Raw genomic sequence first — 22224 nt, 5'->3', positions numbered from 1 at the left:
CGACAACGCGGCGAAAAGCCGCGCCTGGACGATTGACCTTCCCTCGGTTATCTTCTGGGTCTGACCACCCGTCTCGGATTATTCACGACCAGACCAGACCTACTTTCATCCACGGAGATCCCGTTTCATGTCCGACACCATCACCGGCGTGCTCAAGAAGGACAAGAGGTCCGGTTTCGTGCTGCGCGACCCGAAGAACTCCTTCCGTCCCGGCAAGACGACCATCACCATCCCGGGCAAGCTGGCCGGGCGTCACAAGCTGGTCGAGGGCGCCCGGGTCACCGGCACCCTGACGAAGACGCGCAACGGGTACGTGATGGACACGATCATGGAGGTCTGCGGCCTGACGACGGAGGACTTCGCGCGCCGCACGCCCATGCGCGACCTGGTCGTGATCAGCCCCGACGAACGGCTGCGGCTGGCCGACAGCGGCGACATGACCATGCGCATCGTCGACCTGATCGCGCCCATCGGCAAGGGCACCCGCGGCCTGATCGTCTCGCCGCCGAAGGCCGGCAAGACCACCATCCTGGAGAAGCTCTGCAACGCCATCAGCGCCGCCGAACCCGGCACGCGCGTGCTGGCGCTGCTGGTGGACGAGCGTCCCGAGGAGGTCACCCACTTCCGGCGCAACGTGCAGGCCGACGTCTTCGCCAGCACCAACGACCAGCCGTACCAGGAGCACGTGGAGCTGACGCGCATGATGATGGCCCACGTCCAGGTGGAGCTCGAATGCGGGCACGACGTGGTGGTGGTCGTCGACAGCCTCACGCGCATCGGGCGCGCCTTCAACCTGATGGGCAGCGGCAAGGGGCGGGTCATGTCCGGCGGCATGGAGGTCGGCGCCCTGGAGACGCCGCGGCGCTTCTTCGGCATGGCGCGCAACATCGAGAACGGCGGCTCGGTGACGATCCTGGCCACCGCCCTGGTGGACACCGGGTCGCGCATGGACGAGCTGATCTTCCAGGAGTTCAAGGGGACGGGCAACAGCGAGATCGTGCTGGACCGCCAGCTGGCGGACCTGCGCCTCTTCCCCGCCATCAGCATCACCGAGAGCGGCACCCGCCGCGAGGACCGTCTCTACGACGAGGCCACGGTGAGCCGCATAAACCGCATGCGCGGCATGCTGGCCGAGCGCAGCCCCCGCGACGCCCTGGGCTCGCTGATCACCACGCTGGAGAAGTACCCCGACAACGAGGCCCTGCTGGCCGCCCTGCCCGCCTAGCCCGGATCCTTCACGGGGACAGCGACCGCCGCAGCTGCGCGGCGATGCGGTTGAGCTTGGCGTCGGCCCGGAAACCCACCGACTGCGCCGCGCCGACGATGACGGCGTAGGTCACCTTCTCGGGCACCTCGAGCATCTTGGCCACCTCGTGGATCTGCTCGGCCTCGCTGTCCATGAGCGCCCCGTCGGCCAGGGCGATCTCCGCGATCCGCGACAGCAGGAACTGCTTGGCGTCGTCGTCCCCCTGCTCGACGATCACCCGGCACGCCTCGGGCAGGCGGCGCGCGATCTCCTCGCGGTCGGTGACGATGACATCCTCGGGCTCGTCGGTGAACACGGTGTGCAGCTGCTGCACCAGCAGCTTGACCTCCTCGTCGCTCACGTCGGCGTCGGCGCCCAGGACCAGCACGCCGGCCATGGCCAGGACGTGCATCATGGCCACGTCGAGGGGCTTGGTCGGGTAGCGTCGGCTGAGGACGACCAGGCGGTCCACGCCGTCCTCGAGCGCGTCGTCGGCGAGCGTGCCCGGCAGGACGTCGCAGCCGTTGCGCTTGGCCCGCTCGCTGCCCGCGAAAAGCTCGAGGGCCTTCAGGCGCACCGGCAGCAGCGGATGCGAGGCGAAGGCCTCCTCGATCATCTCCGTCGAGCCGCTGATCTCGTCGATCTGGGCGACCAGGGCGTCGATCTCCAGGTTGAGGTTCTTCTCGGTCAGGCCGAAGGTGATCTTCAGCAGCGCGCGCGCGGCGGCGTGGAAGTCGCGGCACACCAGCAGGCCCGCCCGGTCCGCGCTCACCTCGGCCTTCTTGCGCCAGCGCAGGAACAGGCTCTCGCCGAAGGGCGGCAGCACGGTGGCCTTGGGGTTCCGCTCGTCCGTGGAGAAGACCGCGTTGAGGCGGTTGTGGCCGCAGAGGAAGTGGCCCATCTCGTGGCCCAGGATGAACTTGATCTCCGCGTCCTCCAGATGTTCGAGGGCGCCGGCGGTGATGCCGATCAGCGAATGTGTCCTGTCCTCGCGGATGTCGAGCACGGCGAAGGCGTTCATGTCGCTGTCGGGCAGGCAGAAGATCTCGGCGTCGCCCGCTACCTCGAGCGCCGCCGCGGTTTCGGCGTGCAGGCGGAAGATGCGGGGCGAGAGCTGCCCGGTCAGGCGGATGCCGTGCTTCAGCAGGTTCTCGCGCACCCCCTCGTCCTGGTGGTGGCGGTTCGCCTCGAAGGCCTCGAGGTAATCCTCGATACGGTAGCTGTCGTAGAGTTCCTGGACATCGCGGATATCGCCGCGATAGCGGATGTCTTCCCAGTTCAACGCCATGGCGTTCCCCTATTATTTCTGGATCCAGCGCCCCGGTACCGGACTCACATGATCGACCACGGTCCGCCTGGTGTCTACCGCCGGCAACCTGGCGAGAAGCCTCACGCAGCCGGAGCCGGCGGTCGCGTGGCCGGACCGGATGGTGATGGGCCCGCTCGTGGAGTTGAGGAAGGTGTTCGCGTCGAGGCTGAGGGCGACGAACAACCCGGCGTCCCGGACCTCGCGGACGACATCGCCGGTCGCGAGGACGAAGACCAGCGCGCCAGGACCGGAGACCCGCACCGACGCGTCCCCGGACAGGTCCAGTTCGAGCCACAGCCAGGAATGGGTGGTGTCGGCCAGGGCGGTGCGCAGCATGTGGCAGCGGGCGGCTTTCCCCGAGACGTCATCGGCGGAATCGCCGAACCAGCCGGCGGCGCGAGGCAAAGCCCCCGGAGTGGCGGGAACGTCGTCATGGACCACCGGAGCCCGATCGCGCGACGGACGCCCGCCGGCGCAGCCGGCCAGCACGGCCAGCAGGGCAACCAGGATGATCGATCTTAAGACCGGCATCGCTCCGTCCCCTCCAGCGGTGAGCGATCGCGGCGATATGTCGCCGCGTCCCATAGTGTCACGACGCGGCCGCAGGCGCATCAACTCATTCCATCCTGTTGCAATCGGTTGATTTTCCTGGTGCTTTATGCGGCGTGCGGCTCCCCCAGGTGATTTTGCGCTGCGACGGATCGATCAGCACGGCTTATATATTAAATTTTCGTTTTCGGGAGTTAGAATGTTGAATAATGTAGTATTTCGTGATACACTTAGGTCCTCTTGAAGAATCCTGGATATAAGTTTGTAATCGTGAGTGATCTACGGGATTCTGAACAAGAGACTTCGTTTCTGGTCCTGGTGGCCGTCGCGTGCGGCTGCCGCTTCTGTGCATTCAGAAGCAACACAACAGGTGGCGAGACACCGAGGAGCTCCCACTTACACCCGAGTCCACTCGAGCAATGAGGAGGATGAGAAACATGAGGCTATTGACAATTATGCTGGTTCTCACCGTGGCGGCCACCGGCGCGATGGCGGATCAGACTCTCAGCTACGGCTGGGAAGACGGTGTCGGCACAGCTCATGGCATCTACGGCAACGTGGGTGGTACCGTGAACGTGGGGGACTTCTCCCACAGCGGCGACCGGTCCCTGTACACGTGGGAAGAGCCCCTGGGCGGCACGCCCCAGGTCTATCTGGCCTGGATCACGGGCCTGCAGCTCAACGACGTGGTCAATGTGGACTGCTGGGTCTTCGACGACACGCCAGACCCCGACTACTACCCCCGCTTCCGCCTGTGGGGCCACTACAGCACCAATGACATCAACGACTATGCCGGCACGGCCAGCGGCCTCGGCCCCTACACGACCGGCATCGGCTGGGAGAACATCGCCGACAGCTGGACCTACGGCGTCTCCGGCACTCCCGACCCCGACGCGACCGCGCTGGTGATCGAGTTCCGCATCTACAGCGGCACCGGTGTCACGCCGCCCGGCGACACCGATACCTGGGTGGATGACATCACCATCACCGCTCCCGATAATGCGACGATCTACTTCCCCGACCGCGAGCCCGTCGGCAACGAGGACTCCTCCTGGGGCGCTGTGAAGAACCTGTTCAGGTAAGCGGAAAGTTTCGCTGGTATCACGAAGGCCCCGTCGCTCCTAAAGCGGCGGGGCTTCCACTTGCCCGCCAAGCCAGACGAGAACTTGCCAAATCCATGATTATATGTCAAAATAATAGGGACGTGATCAACCGGCTTCCAAAGTGCGAGGCGAGGAGGATAGATGGCATGAAGTTATTGACGATCGCGGCGCTGATCGCCGCGATGGCCACCGGCGCGGTGGCCCAGCACACCCGCTCCTTCGGATGGGAAGACGGGTACTCGACGGTCTTCGGCACCGACGGCAACGTCGGCGGGGGGGCGAACGTGACCGATGTCGTCCACACCGGCGCAAGCGCCCTCTTCGGTTACGAGGATCCCCTCGGCGGCACGCCCCAGATGTACGTCGCCTGGATCTCGGACCTGCAGAACGGCGACGTGGTCACGGCCAGCTTCTGGACGTACGACACCTCCGCGGGCGTGTCGCCGAGTTCCCGGATCTGGGGCCACTACACCGACAACGACCACTTGAACTACACGGGGTCGGCAGGCGGCAGCGGGACCTACTCGGCCGGGACCGGCTGGGAGCAGCTGACCTGGACGTGGACTTTCGACGGCACGGACCCTAATCACCTGGGCCTGATGGTGGAGTTCCGCATGTACAGCGTTGCCGTCGAGGACGGCTACTGGTGCGACGACGTCATCGTCACCGCCCCGGACCACGCCGGGATCTGGTTCCCCAACCAGAATCCCGTGGTCGGCGAAAACGCGAACTGGGGCGGCGTGAAGAGCCTGTACAAGTAAGCCGGACCGCGCCGCACGGAACAGCCCCGCCGCTCGCCGAGCGGCGGGGCTGCTTGTTGCCGATGATCGATCCGGCTAGACGCCCGCCTTGATCCTGTTCAGGGCCGAGCCCGCCGCGAACCACCCGATCTGCTCCGCCGTGAACGTGTGGTTCACGGCGAAAGCATCCGCCGTCCCGTCGGCGTGCTTCAACTCCACCTGCAACGGCTCGCCCGGCGCGAGCGAGGCCAGGCCGCGGATCGAGACACGGTCGTCTTCGCGGACCTTGTCGTAGTCGGCGGGGTCGGCGAAGGTCAGCGGCAGGACGCCCTGCTTCTTCAGGTTCGTCTCGTGGATGCGGGCGAAGCTGCGCACGAGCACCGCGGCGCAGCCCAGGTGCCGCGGCTCCATGGCCGCGTGCTCGCGGGACGATCCCTCCCCGTAGTTCTCGTCGCCGACCACTACCCAGCGCAGGCCGCGGGCCTTGTAGTCGCGCGCGGTGGCCGGCACGGCGCCGTATTCGCCCGTCACCAGATTCTTGACGCTGTTGGTCTGCCCGGTGAAGGCGTTGACCGCGCCGATGAGCATGTTGTCGCTGATGTTGTCCAGGTGGCCGCGGTACTTCAGCCACGGGCCGGCCATGGAGATGTGGTCGGTGGTGCACTTGCCCAGGGCCTTGATCAGCAGGGGCAGCTCCTCGTAGTCGCCGCCGTGCCACCGCGAGAACGGCTCCAGCAGGGCCAGGCGCTCGCTGCCGGGATCGACCACGACCTCCCCCCCGGCGCCGGCGCCCGGCGCCTGGTAGCCGCCGGTCGCGACGACGAAGCCGTCGGGCGGCAACTCGTCGGCGACCGCGGGCGGATCGAGCCTCACCCGTTCGCCCTCTGCGTTGACCAGGGTATCGCTCAACGGATTGAACTTCAGGGTGCCGGCCAGGCCGTAGGCCATGACCACCTCCGGGCTGCCGATGAAGGCGTGGGTCCGGGGATTGCCGTCGTTGCGCTTGGCGAAGTTGCGGTTGAAGGAGGTGACGATGCTGTTGGCCTCGCCCTCGGCGATGTCGTCGCGCTTCCACTGGCCGATGCAGGGGCCGCAGGCGTTGGTCAGCACCGTGGCGCCCACCTCCTCCAGGACTGCGAGCTGGCCGTCGCGCTTGATCGTCTCGTAGATCTGGTCGCTGCCCGGCGAGACCCACAGGCTGGTCCTCATCCTCAGACCCTTGTCGAGGGCCTGCCGGGCCACGTCGGCGGTGCGGCAGATGTCCTCGTAGGACGAGTTGGTGCAGCTGCCGATCAGCGCGGCCGTCAGCTTCTCGGGATAGCCCTCGCGCTCCGTGTCGGCGGCCATGCGCCCCACGGGATGGGCGATGTCGGGCGAGTGGGGGCCGACCAGGTGCGGCTCGAGGGTCGTCAGGTCGATCTCGACGATCCGGTCGTAGAACGTCCCGGGGTCCACGGCGACCTCGGGGTCGGCGGTCAGCAGGTCAGTGTTGGCGTCGGCCAGATCCGCCAGGTCGGCGCGCCGGGTGGCCCGCAGATAGGTCGCCATGCGCTCGTCGTAGGGGAAGACGCTGGTCGTCGCGCCCAGCTCGGCGCCCATGTTGGTGATCGTCGCCTTGCCGGTGCAGCTCAGCGCGGCGCAGCCGTCGCCGAAGTACTCCACGATGGCGTTGGTGCCGCCCTTGACCGTGAGGATGCCGCAGAGCTTGAGGATGACGTCCTTGGGGGCGGTCCAGCCGCTCGGCGCCCCGGTCAGCTTGACGCCGATCAGCTTCGGGTGCTTGACCTCCCAGGGCATGCCCACCATCACGTCGACGGCGTCGGCGCCGCCCACGCCGCAGGCCACCATGCCCAGGCCGCCGCCGTTGGGCGTGTGGCTGTCGGTACCGATGATCAGGCCGCCGGGCAGCGCGTAATTCTCCAGGACGATCTGGTGGATGATGCCGCTGCCGGGCTTCCAGAAGCCCATGCCGTAGCGGTCGGCCGCGGAGCTCAGGAAGTCGTAGACCTCCCTGTTCGCGTCCAGGGCGTGGGCCTTGTCGTACGCGGCGCCCTTGTGGGCCAGCAGCAGATGGTCGCAGTGGACGGTGGTCGGCACGGCGGTCTCGTCGCGCCCGGCCTGCATGAACTGCAGGATGGCCATCTGCGCGGTGGCGTCCTGCATGGCGACGCGATCGGGACGCAGGGCCAGCGTGGCCTCGCCGCGGGCCAGCTCCTGACCGGCCGGATCGTCCAGGTGGCCGAAGAGGATCTTCTCGGCCAGGGTCAGCGGCCGGCCCAGCCTGGCGCGGACGACCGCCAGCCGTGCGCGGGACTTCTCGTAAACCTGCTGCACCATCTCGCGTGTCGTCTCGATGACCATGATCTCATCCTTCGGAGGCGTGGGCCGGCAACAGCCGGGTTGACCGGAAGCGTCTGGTCTCGCATTCTAGTCGAAACGAAGCGATGGCAGTCTATCAGTTGCCCGACGGATAATAAAGCCCCTGGACCAGCCGAGGACAAATCCATGCCGCACACACTCGATATCGTGGACCCCGCCGTCCTGGACAAGGCCGCCGCGCGCGCGCGCGAGCGCAACATCGTCCTGCCCACCCTGGCGGAGATGAAGGACCCGTCGCTGGTCCCCGGCCGGATCAAGGAGCGGCTGCGCGAGGTGGGACTGTGGGACATCGACCCGGTCAACCTCTTCCGCATCACCTGGAAGAACGACCCGCAGAGCGGGCTGTTCAACGATGGCAACTGGCTCGAATTCCCGCCCGAGTTGACGGGCGTCCCGGCGCGCATCGTCGGCCTGGTGGGCAGGTACTTCCCCACCGGCGCGCACAAGGTGGGCGCGGCCTACGGCTGCCTGGTGCCGCGCCTGGTGACCGGCGCCTTCGATCCCACCGCGCAGAAGGCCGTGTGGCCGAGCACCGGCAACTACTGCCGCGGCGGCGCCTTCGACTCGAAGCTGCTGGCCTGCGATTCGGTGGCCATCCTGCCCGAGGAGATGAGCCGCGAGCGCTTCGAATGGCTCCAGGACGTGGCCACCGAGGTCATCGCCACGCCCGGCTGCGAGTCGAACGTCAAGGAGATCTACGACAAGTGCTGGGAGATCCGACGCACGCGCCCCGAATGCGTGATCTTCAACCAGTTCGAGGAGTGGGGCAACGCCCAGTGGCACTACCACCTGACCGGCGGCATCGTCGACGAGATCTTCGCGCGCCTCGCGGGCCCGCGCGACCGCTTCGCCGCCTGGGTCTCGGCCACCGGCTCGGCCGGGACGCTGGCCGCCGGCGACTACCTGAAGGACCGCCATCCCGGCGCCCTGATCGCCGCCAGCGAGGCGCTGCAGTGCCCGACCCTGCTGCGCTGCGGCTTCGGCGGCCACCGCATCGAGGGCATCGGCGACAAGCACGTGCCCTGGATCCACAACGTGCGCAACACCGACTTCGTGGTCGCCGTCGACGACCAGCAGTGCATGGACCTGCTGCGCCTGTTCAACGAGCCCGCGGGCCGCGCGACCCTCGAGCGCGAGGGTGTGCCCATCGACCTGGTCGACCAGCTCCACCTTCTGGGCATCTCGTCCATCGGCAACCTGGTCTCGGCGATCAAGACCGCCCGCCACTACGAAATGGACGGGCGTGACGTGATCTTCACGCCGCTGACCGACTCCACCGAGCTCTACGCGTCGCGCCTGGCCGAGCTGAACGACGCGCACGGACCCTACGCGCGCGAGGACGCCCTGCGCCACCGGGAGCGCTGGCTCGTCGGGGTCACGCCCGATCACGTGCGCGAGCTGAGCTACCAGGACCGCAAGCAGCTCCACAACTTCAAGTACTTCACCTGGGTCGAGCAACAGCAGCGCGACGTGGACGATCTGCGCCGGCTCTGGGACCGCGACTTCTGGCCGGAGATGTTCGCCGAGGCCGAGGGCTGGGACGAGCGGATCAGGGAGTTCAACGGGATGGTGGGGTTGTAGGCAGCTGCCAAGGAAAAGGCGGCCAGATATCGGCCGCCTTTATCGATCCCATTGCACCGGAGATCAGTCGTACATCTTCTTGACGTCACCCCAGGCCCTATCTTCGTTGGCGATAGGCCCACATGTCGTACATCCCATGGAGAACGCCCCCATCATGCCACAACCGTTGTTCTCCGGCAGGGCCGGAGACATGTAGCACAGGTTGAAATCCCCGACGGTATAATCGCAATACAACGGATCGGCGACGATCTCGTCGGGTGCCAGGCCTCCGGACACCTCGTCTCCAGCGATTTCATAGAACAGGTTGCAGCCGTGGGTTATACCGCTGGACATGTAAAGTCCCCCACCCGAGGTGTTGATGGTCATGATATTGTGATGGTACGAATAAGGAGAGGAGGTCGAGATGAGGACGACATTACCGCCGTGGTTGTCGTGAAATGTGTTGTTGTAGATATCCCCACCGCCACCACTCACGAGGATTGCACCCGCAGTTCCACCCGTATTCCCCGCGAATAGACAATGCTGAACCGAGAGATCGGCTTGCCATGATGCGACGGCTCCCGAGATGTTTGAACAGATATTGTCGATGAATGTGCAGTTGTCGATCACCATTTCCGCATCGAGAAGCACGCCGGCCGCGGGGCAATTATGATAGGCATAATTATCCTCGAAGTGGCTGTTGGTGATCGTGACCGATGTACCACTCAGGCCCGCAAACACGGCGCCATCCCAGCTCGCGTGATTATTGATGAAACGGCACTGGTCGATCGTCACAACCGCTCCGGTGTCGATGTGAATGGCGACTCCGCATCCATCCTCGATCGGGTCGAAGCCATCACGGAATTCGATACCAGTGAACGAGACCGCGATCGGCGTGCGCACCTTGAGGATGCGGTGGCTGTTCTCACCATCCCAGATGACAGAGCCCGGTAGGCCATTGGCTGTGAACGTCAGCGACTTCGCGACGATCACGAACTCCGGATATGTGCCTGGCATGATGACGATCTCCGCACCGGAGGGAGCGGCTGTCACCGCCTCACCGATGGTCGTGTAGTCGCCGCTGCCAGCATGATCAACGACGATGGTAGTCGCCAGCAGGGCACTCGCCGTGAAAACCGGGAGCAAGAAAACCATAAGACCGATCGAGATGATCGTACGCATAGTGCTTTCCTTTCTGACAATAAATATGGGCGAGGATCAATCGTGATTAGAATACCCTATTAGAGATACATTTTCAACAATAAACCCTATTCGGGCTTCATGGCTACAGCAAGTATAGCTGTCGCCAAGATGGGAACTCTCGTCGTATCTCCCCTGAAAACCGTTTTTCTGAGAAAATCCCTGAGCCTGCGCCATTTGACGACATCCATTGGAGCGGTGATGTACATGACGTCCCGGATCAGAAACCCCGCTTCGACCAGTTCCCTCACGATCTCATCGCGCCCATAGATTCTTGCTCTTGCATATCGATCATGAATTCGCTTGGGTAGCCAGCTGAAGAATGGGACACGATTCCAGGGCAGAAGCGGAAGGTCGGCGCCATGGGTTTCGAAGATCCACCATCGGTTGGGAACGGTGATGAAAAGCAGGCCTCCGGGCGCAAGAACTCTATAGATTTCAGATAACGCATGCATTTCATCCGGTACGTGCTCGAGCACCTCGAAGGTCGTCAGACAATCGATGGAGCCATCTGAAACAGGTATGTTCCGACCATCATAATGCACTGCCTCCAGGCTGTTCTCCAATCCCAACTCACGAGCATGCTTGCGGAAGTCATTTAGATAACTTTCAGAAACATCCAGACCATAGATTTTCCTGGCGTGGTCAGCAAACAGGATCGTCTGCGCGCCATTGCCACAACCGAAATCTAGCATCGTATCGATATCACCGGGTAGCCAAGACGAAACGAGTCTATATCTGCGCTTCAAGAGGAAGTCACCGGTTTCGGCAGGTTTACCGGGTGCGACGGAGCGGACGCTATTACCATGCGCCCTCATCGACTACCCGCCCCCTCCCGGATCCCCTCGATCTCGGCCTTCGACAGCGGGCGATAGCGGCCCGGCTTGAGCAGGCCCAGCTTGACGGGACCGATGCGCACGCGGTGTATCTTCTCGATCTTCAGGTGCATCGCCGCGCACAGCGCCCGGATCTGGCGGACCTTGCCGCCGCCCAGGGCGATGCGGAAGACCGTATTGTGGTCGAAACGACTCTCGACGCGCACCAGCGACGGGTGCAGGTGGCCCACGCGCGGCAGCTGCACGCCCGCGGCCATGACCTCGATCTGGTCGTCAGAGATGGCGCCGGTCACCGTCACCAGGAACTCCTTGTCGAAGCCGTGGCCGCTGGCGGCCGCGGCGTTCCAGGCGCTGTCGTTCGAGAGCAGCAGCAGACCCGTGGTGCCGGCGTCCAGACGTCCGGCCGCCCGGATACCGGGCACGTCCCGCGGGATGAACTCGCCCAGAAGGCGGGTGCGATGTCCTGCCGTGGGATTGGTGGACATGTCGTCGGGCTTGTAGAAGGCGAAGTACGAACGGATGACCTCGGCCATGGGCACGCCATCGATCAGGATTTCCTGGTCCTGCGCGATGGACATGTAGGGATCCAGACGCCGCTTGCCGTCCACGCGCACGCGGCCCGAGCGTACCATCTCCTCGGCCTGCCGGCGCGTCGCGTAGCCGGCCTTGGCGATCCTGCGGGCCAGCCCCCGGGAATCCGGCTTGGCATCGCCTGCCTTGGCGACGACCGGTTCGCCCCGCTTGTCATTCTTGTTTGACGGCATGCCTTCTCCCGGATTCAAGCGACGATGCGCCAGGTGATGAACGCACAGTAGAGCAGCAGCAGGGCCAGACCGCCGGCGCGGGTCATCCGCTCGCGTCCGACCAGCAGGAGCGGCAGGAGCAGCGTGATCGCGATCAGGCCCCCCGTCTCGCGCCACACGCCGCCCTCGCCGAGGACGATGGGCCGGATCAGGGCGGCCGGACCGGACACGGCCAGCAGGTTGAAGATGTTGGAACCTATCACGTTGCCCAGGGCGATACCGCATTCGCGGCGCACGGCGGCAACCAGCGTCGTGGCCAGTTCGGGCAGGCTCGTACCCACGGCCACCAGAGTCAGTCCGATCACCATGTCGGAGACGCCCAGGGCCTCGGCGAGCCGGATCGCCGCCTTGACGAGCAGCTGACCGCCGACCACCAGTCCCGCCACGCCCAGCACCGCGATCAGGAGATTGACCGTCACGCCCTTGGCCAGGGGCTTCGGCTCCTCCGGAAGCTCGATCGCGCGGGGGTGGAGGAACGCTTTGCGCACGGTCATGAAGGTCACGAATCCGAACACCGCCATCAACACGCCCCCTTCCAGACCGTCGATGTCGCCGTCGGCCAGGAAGATGACGAACAGAGCCGTCGAGGCCAGCAGCGCCGGCACGTCGAAGGTCCACAGGCGGCGCTCCACCCGGGGCGCCATGAGCATGGCGGCCAGGCCCAGGATCAGGCCCGTGTTGGCGAGATTGGAGCCGACCACGTTGCCCAGCACGATCCCCGAGCTGCCTTGCGCCGCCGCCGCCAGGGCGACGACCAGTTCCGGGACCGAGGTTCCCCAGGCGACCACCGTCAGGCCGATCAGCACCGGCGGCACGCCCAGCAGGTCGGCGAGCTTGGAACTGCCCTTGACCAGCAGCGTGGCGCCGCCCACCAGCAGGACGATACCGAGCGCCGAATGGAGCAGTCCGAGCAGCAAGGCCTCTCCCGTCGTTCAGATCAGGGCCACGGCGCGTACCGGCGACGCCTCGGCCCCCTCGAGTCTAAGTGGCAACGCCGCGAACAGGAAACCCTCATCCGGCAGGCGGTCGAGATTCGCCAGGTTCTCGACGTTGACCAGCCCCGCCGCGGCGAGCCTCTCGTGGGAGGCCCGTGCCCCGAGCGGATCGACGCTGGGGCTGTCCAGGCCCACGCCGCGCAACCCGGCGCCGGCGAGCAGGTCGGCCAGACCGGGATCCAGCCACGGCCAGTCCCGGTAGTAGCGGGGCGTGCCCCAGTGCCGTTCCCAGCCGGTGCGCAGCAGCACGAAGTCGAGGCCGGAGAGGTCGGCGCCGTCGAGGGCGGCGGCCGTGATCCGGCCCGGCGGCGCCGCGAAGACGCGCGCCCGGCCGAAGCAGCCCTCCAGGGGAAAGGACTCGAGCGCCGGCTCCCCCGCCTTGAAATGGAGCGGCAGGTCGATGTGCGTACCGGTGTGGCACCCCATGCCGAACGCAGAGCTGCGGTGCTGCCCGTCCCCGTGATCGGACAGGCGGTCGATGGCGGGCACGGTCTCGTCGCCGGGATAGACGTCCATGCCGGCAAACAGGGTATGGCTGAGATCGATCGCTTTCATGCTCGGCTTTCTGTGTCGGGAATGGACGGCTAGCTGCGGGACGAATCCGACCAGCTCGCGGTGTCACGGTACCGGACGCGGACGTCGAACTCCGACTGGAAGACGATGCGCTCCGCCTCGTCGAGGCGCTCGTCCAGCCTCGAGGCGTTGCCGGTGACGGCGCTCACGGCCACGAAGGCGCGCTGCGCGAGGTCCGCGGGGCCGATCTGGGCCACCGCGAAATCCATCTGGAGCAGACGGTCGATCAGCGAACGCAGGCTCTTGCGCCGGTCCTTCAGGCTCGCGGCGTGCGGCAGGGACAGATCCAGCACCAGCGTGCCCGTGTAGGCGCGGATGTCCTCCATGTCGCGCGGCCCCCCGTGAATGATCCGGACTGGCGTCGGACGGTCCACAGGATACATCCTGCACGCCCGGGCGTCACCGAAAACGGCGCCCCCCGCGGGGGGCGCCGTCCGATGCGATGGCCGGGGCCGTCTACTTGGCCAGGGTCATCTTGTGGGTGGCCGTGCGGCCGGCGGCGCTCAGGCGCGCCATGTAGGTGCCGGACGCCATCTGGCGGCCGTCGACGTCGGTACCGTCCCAGACCACACTGGCGAAGCCGGCGTCGAGGTGTCCGGAATGCAGCGTACGCACGACGCGGCCCTGCAGGTCGAGCACGTCGATGGTGACCTGCCCGGCCTCCGGGATGGCGAAGCTCACCTTGGTGGACGGGTTGAACGGGTTGGGATAGTTGCCCTTCAGGGCGAAGACGTGGGGCGAGTCGCCCACGGCGGTGCCCGGGTCGTTGACGGTCAGGGTGGCGGTGACCACGTCCGGCGAGGACGCGGCGTTGCTGAAGAACACCGCGTAGCCGGTGTAGACGCCTTCGGCCAGTCCCGTCGCGTCGAAGGTGAAGGTCAGCAGGTCGTTCTCGCCCAGGCCCAGGTCGCCGTTGTCGATGTCCACGGACAGCCAGGGGACCGTGTCGTAGATGGTGAAGACCGCGTCGCTGACGTCGGTGTACAGGTCGTCGAGGCTGCTGACGCGGAGCAGGCACTGGTTCGAGGTGGGTCCGGTGGCGATGTCGGACTGGGCGCCGTCGTTGGGCGTCGTGGCCAGCACCGTCTCCCAGACGCCGCCGTTGTTGCGGCTCAGGTCGATCTTGACGTCGGTCAGGAGCGTGGCGGTCCAGCTCATGTCGAGCGACGCGCCCACGGCCACGAACTCGCCGCCGTTGGGCTGGATCACCGTGACCTCGGGGTCGGGTTCGCCGCAGCAGTCCACGTCGGCATAGATGAAGAAGTCGCCGGCGAAGCTGTACTGGGACACGACGTCCACCCAGCCGGAACCCCAGTCGTTGTAGCAGACGCAGCTCTGCGGCGTGGTGTCGATGGCGATGCCCACCGGGCCGTTGGTGTCGGTGAACTCCACGGCCAGGAAGTACTCGGCGCCCATGTCGGAGCAGACGAAATCGCAGGGGATCTCGATGATGTACAGTCCCGCCGCCGCGATGCCGGAGACGGTCATCGGAGCGGAGCTGTCGATGATCGCGCCGGGCGTGGTGCAGTCGCCGGAGGCCTCCATCAGGTGGGCCACCATGCCGGGCGTCGAGGTCGGCTCGAGGTAGAGCACCATGTGCATGGCCCGCACGTTGAAGCCGGCGTCGCAGATGCTGCAGTCGTAGTCCGCCGGGTTGATGCGGTAGGCATAGACCTCGTTGCCGTACCACCACGTACCGTAATAGCCCTGGACGCTGCCCAGGTCGGTGTTGCCGAACTCGCAGTCGCCGGCGTAGCGCGAGGGCGCGAGCTCGCCTCCCCGCTGCAGTTCGGGCATGGCGCGGGTCTGCTCGCGGCTGGGCACGGACAGGCTGCGGGGAGCGGCGGTCTTGGCCACGGGCGAATCCTGCATCAGGACGACGTCGTAGGCGAGGATCGAGCCCGCAGCGCCGACGTTGGTGATGGTCAGGCCCTGCATGCCGGTCGCGTCGATGTCCAGCTCCGCGTCGAGGGTCGGGCTGCTCAGGTCGACCAGGGGGTCGGGCAGGTTCTTGCTGATGGTGATCGACCAGGGGCGGGCCGTTCCCGTTTGGGCTGTGTTGGAGGCGACGATGCCGACCGTGTAGATCTCGGCTAAGGGGACGCTGAGTTCCACGTCGGCGTCCATGAAGAAGTCCAGGGGAATCGGCTCGAACACGCCCGTACCATCCCGTTTCCTGATCACGGCGACCAGCCGCATGGAAGTGGCGTCGTCGCCGTCGAACGCGATGTGCAGCGTTCCCGGCTCGCCGGCCTGGAACCCGCCGAGATAGAGCATCTTGGCGGCCAGGTGGTCCAGCGTGCCGTTCGTGGTGTAGGGATAGGAGGCGTGCGAGGTTACCGAGCTGTTCGGGAAGTCGGCGGCCTCCTCGTAGCCGATCCCGGGCAGGGCACGGATGTTGGTGGGGAAGTTCCAGCCGCTGAATAGACCGTAGCCCTCCGCCAGCGAGGAGCCGTACGTGGCCAGGATGGCGTTGTACGAGGACAGCACCAACTGGGACGTATGCGACGAACGCCAGTTCCAGAAGTCGATGATGATCTGGTTGCCGAAGGTCTCGCTCATCCAGTGCTGCCAGATGCAGTCCTCGTAGGAGCCGCTGCCCCCGTCGTCGAGGGACAGCTGCGGGGAGGTGATGCCGCAGCCCGACCAGAGGTAGTTGTAGTAGTCGTTGACCACGTCGTAGGCGATGTCCTCCATCCAGGTCGCATCCAGCTCGACCCAGCCGCCCTCGGACCAGCCGGACTGGGCGCGCTGGGAGGCGTGCTTGAACTCGTGGGCGCAGGTGACCTTGGCGGCGCCCTTCTGGTTGCCCTCGGGGTCGTCATTGGCCGGGAAGCCCAGGAAGGTGTTGTGGAGCGTGATCCGCGTTCTCGTGCCGGTGACGACTTGCGTGTAGCCGTAGGCGCCCATGCTCTCGAAGTTCATCTCGTAGTAGGGGCTCAGCGGGGGCGCGGTGAAGCCCATCGTGGTGATCTCGAAATCCCAGGAATAATCCATATAGCCGGCACACCACTCCACGAAATCCGGGATGCCGTTGGCGGGATTGGTGTCGGTCGACGGCACGGCGTCGCCGCCGGTCGTCAGGTAGGTGAAGCGGAAGATCCCGGACGGACTGATGTACGTGGCCTTGTCGCCGCCCTTGGGCGCCAGCATGGCTTCCACCGAGGCGACCGTGGCGTCCTGCAGTGAGCCGCGGGACTGCTCGAATTCCTGGATCAGGGGCGTGGCGCACTTCAGGGGCGGAAAGCTGTCCGGGCGGTAGTCGACAGGCAGCTTGTCCTGATCGAACACGTAATAGAACTTGTAGAGCAGAGCCTCGTCCGCCGAGAGGGCGCCGGATTCACGGGCTTCATCCAGACGATCCAGGAAGGCGTAACCTTCGTGGCCCCCGGCGAAAGAAGAGCCGGATACGACGAGAGCCGCGCTCAAGAGTACGAGTGTGAGGAACCTGCGGTGCATTTTCAACCTCCTGCAAATTGACACCTTACAGCCCGCAGCCTTCCCCGGGCACACCAATGGGATGCCGCCGCGGCGACCATGCGAGCACATGACCAATCTTCACCAGTATATATAATACCGTACATTTGTCCCGATTTGATCACGGATTTCAACGACTTCCGGCCTTCCCCGCGCTCGGCGCTGCCGTTAACATCGGGCCATGAAGACCATCGCGACGAAACATACCTGCGCCGGTCGATCCCTCGCCCGTCGAGCGGGGATCGTGGCCGTGCTGAGCCTGGCCGTGGCCGGTTGCCAGCAGCCCGTCGATGACGCGCGCACTCTGCCCGCCGCGGGCGACGTCGTGAAGCGCGTCTGGACGCCGCAGCTGAACAGGGACCTGTCGAACATCCAGGCCGAGGGCGTGCTGAGGATCATCACCTTTCCCGGCCCCCCCTCGTACCTCGTGCTCAACGGCGAGGAGACCGGCTTCGAATACGAACTGGCGGCGATCTTCGCCCGCGAGTGGAACCTGAGGCTGGAGGTCGTCACGCCCGGTCCCGGCGAGGGGCCGTTCACACTGCTCAACGAGGGTCGGGGCGACCTGGTGTCCGGCGGCTTCACCGCCAGCAACGATCTCAAGCGGCGCGGCGATCTGACCAGAGCCTATGCCCATACCCGGGAGCACGTCGTGCTCAACGCGTCGGCGGGCGAGATGACGTCGCTCGACGACCTGAACGGACTCGTCATCCACGTGCAGCCCCGCTCCCCGATGGTGGACCTGCTCCGCAAAATCCGGGACGAGCGGGGGCTCGAACTGCGCATCGTGACGGCCAGGCCCAGGTGGAGCGAGGAAGAACTCCTGCGCCGGGTCGCCAGCGGACAGATCACCGCCACCGTGGCCAGCGCCAGGGCGGTGGAGGCCGCGCGCATCATGCATCCTGACCTGCGGTTGGGCCCGGCCCTGACCGGGGAAGTGGCCCAGTGCTGGGTCGTCAGACGCAACAGCCCCGACCTGAAGGCCGCGCTGGATCGTTTCCTGAGACGTCACTACCGGCCGTCGCCCGACGGCGCCAAGCGCAGCCAGGCCTACGGCGTGCTCGAAGACAGGTATTTCAACGACCCGCGCCAGGTGCGCTACTATCGTCAGGACGAGCTCCGGCCCGACCGCACGGGAAGGCTCTCTCCCTGGGACGACGTGATCCGCGAGGTCAGCGCGAGCCACGGGCTGGACTGGATTCTCGTGGCCTCGCTGATCTTTCAGGAATCGCGGTTCGACCCCGACGCCCACAGCGGCGCCGGCGCGGTGGGCCTGATGCAGCTGCTGCCCAGGTTCTCCGACGCCGACTCGGCCGCCCTCCTCGACCCGGAGACGAACATACGCGCGGGCGTGGCCCATCTGGCCGAGATCCACCGCAGCTACCAATACCTGGACGAAGAGGACCGCTGGTACTTCACCCTGGCCACGTACCACGCCGGTTTCGGGCACATGAACGACGCGCGCCGGCTGGCCATGGACGCCGAACTCGATCCCAACAAGTGGCGCGACAACGTGGAGGTGGGGCTCAAGCGCAAGCGCGAGCGCATCCACTATCCGCAGGCGCGGCACGGCTATTATCGCGGCGACATGTCCGTGCGTTACGCGGAATCGATCCTGTATCGACAGGGGGTGTATCGGCTCTTCCTGGACCTCTGGACGTCCTCGCGGCAGCGGCCGGCCGACGATCCCAGCCGCCTCGACTACGAATGACCGGGACCCGTCAGACCTCGCCGGACGCGTCCGCCGCTCGTTTCATCCACCGCCACAGGAAAACCGACGAGAACGACGCCAGCAGGAAGAAGATAGCCGCCGCGACGAAGACCTCCAGGTAGCCCAGCAGCCTCAGCACGGCGTACCCGGCCAGCGGTCCGACCACGCCGCGCACGCCCACCATGGTCACGTGTATGCCCTGGTAGTATCCCCCCTGACCGGGCGGCGCGAAGGAGATCGATCCGACGTGCCAGGCGACGTTGACCCCCGACATGCCTAGGGCGTAGACGCCGAAGGCGAGATAGGCCGCCGCCGCCGGCGACAGGACGGAGAACCGGCCCGCGAGGGCCAGGGCCGCCGGATACAGGACCAGCACCGCGAAGGCGATCGTGCAGAGACGCACCGGGTGGAAGCGGTCCATGAGGCGTCCGGTCAGCGGGCCCAGTACCGCCACACCCAGCGAGGCGATCAGGACGCGGGCGTTGGTGATCTGCGCGTAGCCCAGATCCAGGCGTTCGGTGAAGTACAGCGGCACCACGGGATTGAGCATCATGAAGGCCGTGCCGTAGATCATGAAGTTGATCTCGTACCAGAGATAGGCCCGGTCCTCCCGGTAGGTCTGCAGCGCCTGGCGGAAGGGAGTCGCCAGCGCGGCCGCCAGCCTCCGCCAGCGGACCGGTCCCAGGGGCAGGCGTGGCACCGTGAAGATGTCGGCGAAGCCCGCCGGCGGATCCACGGCGGTATCTCCCGCGGGCCGCGGCAGGCGGCTGAGGATCCAGAGGTAGACGAAGCCCGACGTGCCCATGACGGGGAAGATCGCGCGGTACAGCCCGGCATCCCGCTCCAGCAGGGCGCCCACCGCGAGGCTGATCGCCGCCGTCGTGAGGTTCTGGATCAGGGCGCCCTGGCCGAAGACCCGCCCCCGCCTGTCCGCGGGCAGGTTGGCCTGCAGGATGCCGTTGACGGCGGGATAGACCAGCGAGCCGAAGAAATGCACGACCGCCAGGAGCGCCACGAAGGCGACGGGAGTGGTCGCCAGGGGCGTCAGCAGCAGGATCAGGCGGCCGCCGAGACCGCCCCGCAGGAGCCAGCGCCGCCGGCCGCGGCGGGCCATCAGGTGTCCCCAGTACAGGGCCAACAGCATGCCGGCGGTGTCCATGGTCACCGCCAGGGTGACCAGGGCTCCGGGCGCGTGCAGGGACTTGGCGAGGACGAAGGGGAACAGCAGGTAGCCGGCCCACCACACCCCCTGGAAAACCATGCCCAGCAGGTAACGGCGGGTCGTGAGGCTGGCGAGGACCGCATCCTCGCGCGATTCCCGGGACACTTCGTCGCGCATGACCGTAAGATGGCATCCCGCCGGACCGTCCACAACGCGGGAACTCGGCAACGGCCGGCCTGTTTACCGGCCATGTTCATGATAAATCAAATTTATCGACGGTCCCAGACCCGCCCCGCGCCCGCGAGTGCCGGAAAGGAAACGAGCTAAACACTCAGTTCGACAGAAATGGACGACAAAATGTTGGATTCCGGCTAGCCTGACAGAAACCATCGATCCTGGAACATCGCTAAGGAGAAGACCATGTCGTTGACAATGAGGCCGAATCATCATCGTTCGTCCGGCGGGAGGCGCGGATTGATCTTCGCCGCGGCGGCCGTCCTGACGATCGCCGCCCTGGTGTCGCCGTCCCTCGACAGCGCTTGCGCCGGGGGAGCGAAGGGGCTGGACAGGTTCCCCTACCCCACCGACACCCTGAAGACCACCCCCTTCCTGACCCGCGGCGAGTCGGAACTGGACAAGCTCGCGCCGGAGCTGCGCAATCTTTACGCGCAGTTCACCGGGGACAGGCGCAATCCTTCGGATTTCGCGTACAGCGACGAGCAGCTGGACCTCATCTTCGGCATCGCGGGCGACGATCCCCAGCCGCTGGTGCGGGTCTCCATCGCCCTGGCGGACGGGCACGACGTTTCCGCCCTGGCCAACGCCGGCATCGCCGTGTACAGCGTGCACGGGAACCGTGTGATGGCGGACGTGCCGGTGGCGGGTCTGCTGCGGCTGGCCCGCATCGAGGCCGTCCAGGACGTCGACGTCGTCAAGCCCACGCGCATTCCCGAACCGCCGACCCGCGCCAAGGCGAGCTTCGCCGACAAGGTGCTCGGCATGCGCGGCGAGGGCGGATTCGACCACCAGGGCCTGACGGGCGAGGGCGTCATCGTCGGCGTGGTCGATTCCGGCATCGACTGGCGTCACGGCGATTTCGTGAACGAGGACGGCGAATCGCGCATCATGTACCTCTGGGACATGCTGGATTCGAGCTACGACGACAGCGGCGGCACCATCGGCAACGAGGCGCCGGTGGGCATCGAATACATGGGCCTGGACCTCGATATCAAGCAGGGCACCCTCTACACACGGGATCAACTGAACGCCGCCCTCGCCGGCAGCGGCGTCTGCAACTCGGTCGACGTGGTGGGCCACGGCACGGCCTGCGCGTCGATCGCCGCGGGCAACGGACTGGCCACCGCCTACGGCGTGCCGGCCGGCACCTGGGCGGGTCTGGCGCCCGAGGCCGACCTGATGATCTGTCGCGCGGGCGACGGCTCCTTCGAGAGCGAATACGTGAAGGCCGTGGAGTGGATCGCCGAGACCGCGCGCGGTCTGGGCCGTCCCTGCGTCATCAACCTGAGCCTGGGCGGGCACGGCAGCGCCCACGACGGCAACGCCGCCGAGGAGCAACTCTTCAACGAACTGGTGCGGCAGCCCGGCGTGGTGATCTGCGTCTCCGCAGGCAACGAAGGCCGCATGAGCTTCCACACCAGCGGGCGCTTCGGCCCCCGCGCCGAGGGACAGATGGACGTGGAGAGCGCCCCGGTGGAGCTCTTCGTCAGCGAAACCACACAGCTCCACGCCTACTTCGACGCCGAGGACGACTGGGGCTTCGCCATCGCCGGCCTGAACAACTTCCTGACCGACGAGTACGGCAATCCGGGCGTGGTCTACCTGAAGAACGTCGACGACTCCCTGAGCATGGTCGTCAGCGACAACCTGGCGACCACCGATCTGAGCGAGTGGTTCGCCGCCATCACCTTCGCCGACGCCAGCAACGAGCGCGAGGTCGTCGCCGTGCCCGTGCTGCCCGGCAGCTATCAGGTCTGTGCCTTCGGCACCACCTGGGACGTGGTCGACGGCAGTTTCGACTTCTACCTGCCCCTGTACTTCCAGGCGAGCTTCGGGCGAGGCGCCGTCCACACGCGGATGGTCGGCTCGCCCGGCAACGCCGACGGCGTGATCACGGTCGGCTCCTACGACTTCCGCAACGAGTGGACCAACTGGAGCGACACGTCCACCCGTTACAACCTGGAACTGGGCGGCATCTCGGACTACAGCAGCCCGGGCTACCGCATCGACGGCGTGATCAAGCCCGATCTGGTCGCGCCGGGCCGGTTCGCCATCTCGGCCAAGGCCGCCGCCAGCGAGATGGCTCTTTCCGGTGGCAGCGAGCACACCACCTCCGACGGCCTCCACCTGGCCTGGGAGGGCACTAGCGCCTCGGCGCCCTATGTGTCGGGGCTGGTCGCGCTGATGCTGGACAAGAATCCCGGACTGGACGCTGCGGCGGTGAAAGAGATCCTCGTTCGTTCGGCCACCTCCGACCGGCAGACCGGCGCGGTGCCCAACGAGCTGTGGGGCCACGGCAAGGTGAACCCCGAGGCGGCCCTCAGGGCGACCCCGTCGCCGTAGG

Annotated in this window: 17 protein-coding genes; 6 read left to right on the top strand and 11 right to left on the bottom strand. The window is 66.2% G+C overall.

Translation table 11 applies throughout. The features are described 5' to 3' along the window. The first annotated feature begins 127 nt into the window (after positions 1–127). Entirely contained in the window at positions 128–1225 is a 1098-nt protein-coding gene (rho, locus tag KJ554_04290) for a transcription termination factor Rho (GenBank protein ID MBU0741558.1), read from the top strand. Between the two features lie 10 nt (positions 1226–1235). On the opposite strand, the gene KJ554_04285 is transcribed toward rho, so the two are convergent. Both KJ554_04285 and KJ554_04280 read right to left on the bottom strand, forming a co-directional pair. Then, complete coding sequence (locus KJ554_04285) at positions 1236–2534, bottom strand: M48 family metalloprotease (protein MBU0741557.1); 1299 nt, start codon at positions 2532–2534, stop codon at positions 1236–1238. A gap of 12 nt (positions 2535–2546) precedes the next feature. Beyond that, the gene (locus KJ554_04280; protein MBU0741556.1) at positions 2547–3086 is read right to left on the bottom strand and encodes a hypothetical protein; all 540 of its coding nucleotides are present in this window, start codon (positions 3084–3086) and stop codon (positions 2547–2549) included. 455 nt (positions 3087–3541) lie between these two features. Here KJ554_04280 and KJ554_04275 point away from each other — a divergent pair, with 455 nt between their 5' ends. Both KJ554_04275 and KJ554_04270 read left to right on the top strand, forming a co-directional pair. Then, positions 3542–4186 carry a hypothetical protein gene (locus tag KJ554_04275; protein MBU0741555.1) on the top strand — a complete coding sequence of 215 codons (645 nt, stop codon included), beginning with the start codon at positions 3542–3544 and terminating at the stop codon, positions 4184–4186. 167 nt (positions 4187–4353) lie between these two features. Further along, the gene (locus KJ554_04270) at positions 4354–4968 is read left to right on the top strand and encodes a hypothetical protein (GenBank protein MBU0741554.1); all 615 of its coding nucleotides are present in this window, start codon (positions 4354–4356) and stop codon (positions 4966–4968) included. A 75-nt stretch (positions 4969–5043) separates the two neighbouring features. On the opposite strand, the gene KJ554_04265 is transcribed toward KJ554_04270, so the two are convergent. Continuing rightward, a complete protein-coding gene (locus tag KJ554_04265) occupies positions 5044–7308 on the bottom strand; it encodes an aconitate hydratase (protein MBU0741553.1) in 2265 nt (754 codons plus the stop codon). Positions 7309–7452: 144 nt separating this feature from the next. Here KJ554_04265 and KJ554_04260 point away from each other — a divergent pair, with 144 nt between their 5' ends. After that, positions 7453–8907, top strand: a complete 1455-nt coding sequence (locus KJ554_04260) for a pyridoxal-phosphate dependent enzyme (GenBank protein ID MBU0741552.1) — start codon at positions 7453–7455, stop codon at positions 8905–8907. Positions 8908–8970: 63 nt separating this feature from the next. Here the strand turns inward: KJ554_04260 and KJ554_04255 are convergent, their stop codons facing one another. The 7 genes from KJ554_04255 to KJ554_04225 form a co-directional block, all read right to left on the bottom strand. After that, positions 8971–10068, bottom strand: a complete 1098-nt coding sequence (locus tag KJ554_04255) for a right-handed parallel beta-helix repeat-containing protein (GenBank protein MBU0741551.1) — start codon at positions 10066–10068, stop codon at positions 8971–8973. 86 nt (positions 10069–10154) lie between these two features. Beyond that, positions 10155–10781, bottom strand: a complete 627-nt coding sequence (locus tag KJ554_04250) for a class I SAM-dependent methyltransferase (protein ID MBU0741550.1) — start codon at positions 10779–10781, stop codon at positions 10155–10157. A 119-nt stretch (positions 10782–10900) separates the two neighbouring features. Beyond that, positions 10901–11686 carry a hypothetical protein gene (locus KJ554_04245; protein MBU0741549.1) on the bottom strand — a complete coding sequence of 262 codons (786 nt, stop codon included), beginning with the start codon at positions 11684–11686 and terminating at the stop codon, positions 10901–10903. A 14-nt stretch (positions 11687–11700) separates the two neighbouring features. Then, entirely contained in the window at positions 11701–12642 is a 942-nt protein-coding gene (locus tag KJ554_04240; protein ID MBU0741548.1) for a calcium/sodium antiporter, read from the bottom strand. A gap of 15 nt (positions 12643–12657) precedes the next feature. Continuing rightward, entirely contained in the window at positions 12658–13275 is a 618-nt protein-coding gene (locus KJ554_04235; protein MBU0741547.1) for a cyclase family protein, read from the bottom strand. 29 nt (positions 13276–13304) lie between these two features. Further along, positions 13305–13619: a DUF503 family protein gene (locus tag KJ554_04230; GenBank protein MBU0741546.1), complete on the bottom strand. Its 315-nt coding sequence runs from the start codon at positions 13617–13619 to the stop codon at positions 13305–13307. Between the two features lie 130 nt (positions 13620–13749). Continuing rightward, a complete protein-coding gene (locus tag KJ554_04225; GenBank protein ID MBU0741545.1) occupies positions 13750–16752 on the bottom strand; it encodes a T9SS type A sorting domain-containing protein in 3003 nt (1000 codons plus the stop codon). A 262-nt stretch (positions 16753–17014) separates the two neighbouring features. Between KJ554_04225 and KJ554_04220 the strand changes: the two genes are divergently transcribed. Further along, positions 17015–18481, top strand: coding sequence for a transglycosylase SLT domain-containing protein (locus KJ554_04220; GenBank protein MBU0741544.1), 1467 nt, complete (start codon positions 17015–17017; stop codon positions 18479–18481). Positions 18482–18491: 10 nt separating this feature from the next. On the opposite strand, the gene KJ554_04215 is transcribed toward KJ554_04220, so the two are convergent. Further along, positions 18492–19820: an MFS transporter gene (locus tag KJ554_04215; GenBank protein ID MBU0741543.1), complete on the bottom strand. Its 1329-nt coding sequence runs from the start codon at positions 19818–19820 to the stop codon at positions 18492–18494. 297 nt (positions 19821–20117) lie between these two features. Between KJ554_04215 and KJ554_04210 the strand changes: the two genes are divergently transcribed. Next, the gene (locus tag KJ554_04210) at positions 20118–22223 is read left to right on the top strand and encodes a S8 family serine peptidase (protein MBU0741542.1); all 2106 of its coding nucleotides are present in this window, start codon (positions 20118–20120) and stop codon (positions 22221–22223) included. The last annotated feature ends 1 nt before the right edge of the window (position 22224 follow it).

This window comes from bacterium, from assembly GCA_018814885.1.
GTDB lineage: Bacteria > Krumholzibacteriota > Krumholzibacteriia > LZORAL124-64-63 > LZORAL124-64-63 > JAHIYU01.
The sequence above is the reverse complement of the archived record's forward strand: the minus strand, read 5'-3'. Positions and strand labels throughout refer to the sequence as shown.

What these genes read in the sequence shown, in the direction of transcription:
- rho (MBU0741558.1), top strand. Translation starts at nt 128, where the DNA reads ATGTCCGACACCATCACCGGCGTGCTCAAGAAGGACAAGAGGTCCGGT.
- KJ554_04285 (MBU0741557.1), bottom strand. Translation starts at nt 2,534, where the DNA reads ATGGCGTTGAACTGGGAAGACATCCGCTATCGCGGCGATATCCGCGAT.
- KJ554_04280 (MBU0741556.1), bottom strand. Translation starts at nt 3,086, where the DNA reads ATGCCGGTCTTAAGATCGATCATCCTGGTTGCCCTGCTGGCCGTGCTG.
- KJ554_04275 (MBU0741555.1), top strand. Translation starts at nt 3,542, where the DNA reads ATGAGGCTATTGACAATTATGCTGGTTCTCACCGTGGCGGCCACCGGC.
- KJ554_04270 (MBU0741554.1), top strand. Translation starts at nt 4,354, where the DNA reads ATGAAGTTATTGACGATCGCGGCGCTGATCGCCGCGATGGCCACCGGC.
- KJ554_04265 (MBU0741553.1), bottom strand. Translation starts at nt 7,308, where the DNA reads ATGGTCATCGAGACGACACGCGAGATGGTGCAGCAGGTTTACGAGAAG.
- KJ554_04260 (MBU0741552.1), top strand. Translation starts at nt 7,453, where the DNA reads ATGCCGCACACACTCGATATCGTGGACCCCGCCGTCCTGGACAAGGCC.
- KJ554_04255 (MBU0741551.1), bottom strand. Translation starts at nt 10,068, where the DNA reads ATGCGTACGATCATCTCGATCGGTCTTATGGTTTTCTTGCTCCCGGTT.
- KJ554_04250 (MBU0741550.1), bottom strand. Translation starts at nt 10,781, where the DNA reads ATGCTAGATTTCGGTTGTGGCAATGGCGCGCAGACGATCCTGTTTGCT.
- KJ554_04245 (MBU0741549.1), bottom strand. Translation starts at nt 11,686, where the DNA reads ATGCCGTCAAACAAGAATGACAAGCGGGGCGAACCGGTCGTCGCCAAG.
- KJ554_04235 (MBU0741547.1), bottom strand. Translation starts at nt 13,275, where the DNA reads ATGAAAGCGATCGATCTCAGCCATACCCTGTTTGCCGGCATGGACGTC.
- KJ554_04230 (MBU0741546.1), bottom strand. Translation starts at nt 13,619, where the DNA reads ATGGAGGACATCCGCGCCTACACGGGCACGCTGGTGCTGGATCTGTCC.
- KJ554_04225 (MBU0741545.1), bottom strand. Translation starts at nt 16,752, where the DNA reads ATGCACCGCAGGTTCCTCACACTCGTACTCTTGAGCGCGGCTCTCGTC.
- KJ554_04215 (MBU0741543.1), bottom strand. Translation starts at nt 19,820, where the DNA reads ATGCGCGACGAAGTGTCCCGGGAATCGCGCGAGGATGCGGTCCTCGCC.